Here is a 3,442-nt window from a genome sequence, read left to right on the forward strand (position 1 = left end):
GAAGGGGACACGCCCCCCAGCCCCGAGCCACCCGCCCCCCCGGCTGTCCCGAACGGGGAGGAACCGGCGCTGCTTCCCTTCGTCACGGCATCCATGTTCCCGACCGACGACGCCGCACAGCCGGTCATGACCAACCCGACCGAAGCGTTCCTGCGCCTGCTCAGGCAGCAGGTGCAGGCCCGCGCGCATGAAGGCGGCAGGCAGCATGCGTTCGGAGCGCTGGAATGCGACCTGCACCCGCTGCTGCCCGACCTGGCCGAAGCCGGGCAGCAGCTTGCACGGGCACTCAGCCGGCTGGTAGAGCCCCTGCGCACCCTGGCCGAACGCCTGCAGGCCCGCCTGAAGGACGACGCCGACACACTGGATTCCGCAACACGCGGGCGGATCGAAGCCATGACCCGCGCCCTGCGCCGCCGCGCCATTTCCCGGCTGGATGCCTGGATTACCATGCTCGCCGCACTGGATGAGCCGCCGCAGCCGGGCACAACACCCGCGCATGTGCATTTTATCCGGCTGGAACGGCGGGAACGCCAGCGCATGGGCGAGCAGGATGTGGGGTTGCACCGCCACTGGCTCGACCCCACCATTCCCTTTGCCGGAATCATGGCGTTACCCGCACATGGCATGCTGATTACGTCGGCCACCCTGCGTGACCAGCAGGGGGATGACACCGATTCGGATAACGAAACAGCGTGGGAAGCAGCCGAGGCCCGCACGGGAGCCAACCATTTTCCCTCCCCCGCCATACGCGCAAGCCTGGCCAGCCCGTTCAATTACCGCCAGCAGACCCGCGCGTTCATTGTGTCCGATGTCGATAATGCCAGCATTGTCGACCTTTCGGCGGCGTTCCGCACACTGTTCGTGGCGGCGGGCGGGGGGGGGCTTGGCCTGTTCACCGCCATATCGCGCCTGCGGGGCGTGCATGAACGCATCGCCCCCGATCTGGAGCAGAGCGAGCTGCCTCTTTACGCCCAGCATGTGGATGCAATGGACAACAACACGCTGGTGGATATTTTCCGCACCGAGGAACATGCCTGCCTGCTGGGCACCGACGCCATGCGTGACGGGGTGGACGTGCCGGGCAACGCGCTCAGGCTGGTGGTGTTCGAACGGGTGCCATGGCCGCGCCCCGATATCCTGCACCGCGAACGGCGTATTCACCTGTCAGGCGGGGACCCCAAGGGCTTTGACGACCGGATTGCCCGCCTGCGCCTGCGTCAGGCCTTTGGGCGTCTGATACGCCGCCAGTCGGACAGGGGTGTTTTCGTGCTGCTGGACCGTCGCACGCCCACGCGCCTGCTTTCGGCTTTTCCCGAAGGGGTGGAAATTCACCGCGCGGGCCTGGCCGAAACCGCGCGCGACATCACCGCATTTCTCGCAAACCCTGCACAGACACAGTAACCCCCCGAGCGCCACAGGAATGACAGGCGCACCAGATACGGGAATTGCAGGCGCCCCCTGCAAGCAGGCGCGGCACATGGTTTACAGGATATGATGGAAACCGGGTTCGTGACACGCAGGCCCCAAACACGCGTATGAACGCGCAGGGCTCTTTACCACCGTGCGGCATATGGCTGCGCGCGCTGGCAGGCTGTGTCAGCCGATAAAAGGGCAGCATGCCTCCTGCGGCGGGGCGCAGGAGGGCTACCCGCCCGCCACAGGTGCAGCGGGCAGATGTGTCGCCTGTTAAAGCGCCTGGAGGTTGGTTGCGGCCTCCTTGCCGCGCTCTTCCACCAGATCGTATGTGACCTTCTGGCCATCGTTCAGGCCGCGCAGCCCGGCAGCCTGAACCGCCGTAATATGCACGAACACATCCTTCCCCCCATCATCGGGAGCAATGAAACCATAACCCTTTGTGGCGTTGAACCACTTGACAGTACCGTTCGGCATGGACGGAATTAATCCTTGTCTTTCTCTACACAACTTTCCTGCCGCACGATGCGTGCTTTCAGGTAAGCTTTATCCGCACATGTGCGAGCCGGATTGTCAATGAGAATATCCGCCCCGCACCATATCTTGCCCGCGGGGCGCCCCATGGCCCACCAGGGGGCCAGGCCATGAAAACACCCCGCAAAACCGCCCGAAAGCCTTACGGATTCAGGCTGCTTTTGAGAAAAGCAAGGCTACGTTCCTGCGCCAGCGCGTAAGCTTGAGCGTTGAATGTGGCACGATCGGCACAGCCAAAACCGTGATCGGCGTCGTCATAGACATAAAGTTCGATTTCGGGGTGGGCGGCGCGGATCGTGGCAATATCCGCTGGCGGAATTGTGACATCCAGCCCGCCGAAATGCATCTGCACGGGGCAGCGTGGCTCAAGCGCGCTGGCAGCGGCAATGCCGGCACCGTACCAGCAGCTTGCAGCGCTTACGCCCATATCGCGGCAGGCGACCTGCCAGGCCAGCGTGCCGCCCCAGCAGTAGCCGATCATGCCGACCTTGCGCGGCGCCAGCGCATGAATGGCCGCTTCCAGGTCGAGGAGGGTTTTCTCGAGCGGGATGCGTGCACGGACATCAAGCCCCTTTTTGACGCCTTCGGCTGTGTAATCCAGTTCGAGCCCCGGTTCGACTCGGTCGAAAAGCGCGGGTGCGATCACATGGAAGCCCGACTGGGCCAACGTGTCGCACACAGCGCGGATATGGGGGTTCACGCCAAAAATTTCCTGCACCACGACCAGCGCGTAAGGATGGGCATGGCCCTCGCTTTCCCACGCGTTCAGGCGGTGGCCATCCGCCGCCTCCAGTGTCACCATCCGTCCCATATGTCTCTCCCTTGCAATGGACCCGCGCACACCCGCGCGGGCCCTGTGTCCGACCCGCACGCATGCCGCGCCGCACCCTGTCTGTAACCCGCCGCGCCCATGCCGTCGTCCCCGTTATTCCCCGGGTATTCCGACGGCCGTTCCTGTCGAACACCCCCGCAGGCGCATGGCTGGAACACGCTCTCGCGGCGCATGCCACAGGCCGATTATTGGCTGAATATGACTGAAAAAAGAAACTCAACCCCGTTCCTTGACACCCGGACGGGGAGAACCTATCTCCTGTTCTGGCACTCCCGGGGTGGGAGTGCTAACGCGACGCGGCGTTCTGTTACGCGCGGTTGAAACTGATGGCGCTGCTTTCTGATAAAGGGCGCCCTCACAGCAAAGAATGTGGAGCGATCCATAATGACGAAATTTCGTCCCTTACATGACCGGGTAGTTGTCCGTCGCCTCGAAGGCGAACAGAAGACGGCTGGCGGCATTATCATTCCCGATACCGCCAAGGAAAAGCCCATGGAAGGCGAAGTCGTGGCGGCTGGTCCGGGTGCCCGCAACGAACAGGGTCAGGTTGTTGCGCTTGATGTCAAGGCAGGCGACCGCATCCTGTTCGGCAAGTGGTCCGGCACGGAAGTGAAGATCGACGGCGAAGAGCTGCTGATCATGAAGGAAAGCGACATTCTGGGC

At 63.4% G+C, this 3,442-nt stretch carries 4 protein-coding genes; 2 read left to right on the forward strand and 2 right to left on the reverse strand.

Annotation, left to right across the window (positions count from 1 at the left end; all coding sequences use genetic code 11):
* Positions 1 to 1,401, forward strand: a 1,401-nt coding sequence (locus tag ABF990_RS14535) for a helicase C-terminal domain-containing protein (RefSeq protein ID WP_415506670.1), incomplete at its 5' end; no start/stop codon positions are given.
* 285 nt (positions 1,402 to 1,686) lie between these two features.
* Here ABF990_RS14535 and ABF990_RS14540 read toward each other — a convergent pair.
* On the reverse strand, positions 1,687 to 1,890 hold the full coding sequence (locus ABF990_RS14540; protein ID WP_207846640.1) for a cold-shock protein: 204 nt from the start codon (positions 1,888 to 1,890) through the stop codon (positions 1,687 to 1,689).
* A gap of 199 nt (positions 1,891 to 2,089) precedes the next feature.
* Complete coding sequence (locus ABF990_RS14545) at positions 2,090 to 2,758, reverse strand: dienelactone hydrolase family protein (protein WP_415492480.1); 669 nt, start codon at positions 2,756 to 2,758, stop codon at positions 2,090 to 2,092.
* Positions 2,759 to 3,163: 405 nt separating this feature from the next.
* On the opposite strand from ABF990_RS14545, the gene ABF990_RS14550 reads away from it, so the two are divergent.
* Positions 3,164 to 3,442, forward strand: a 279-nt coding sequence (locus ABF990_RS14550) for a co-chaperone GroES (RefSeq protein WP_415506671.1), incomplete at its 3' end; no start/stop codon positions are given.

Source organism: Acetobacter sp., assembly GCF_047723915.1.
Classification (GTDB): domain Bacteria; phylum Pseudomonadota; class Alphaproteobacteria; order Acetobacterales; family Acetobacteraceae; genus Acetobacter.

Bases quoted from the DNA above. Each gene is read 5' to 3' on its own strand.
- ABF990_RS14545 (WP_415492480.1), bottom strand. From the start codon at position 2,758: ATGGGACGGATGGTGACACTGGAGGCGGCGGATGGCCACCGCCTGAAC.
- ABF990_RS14540 (WP_207846640.1), bottom strand. From the start codon at position 1,890: ATGCCGAACGGTACTGTCAAGTGGTTCAACGCCACAAAGGGTTATGGT.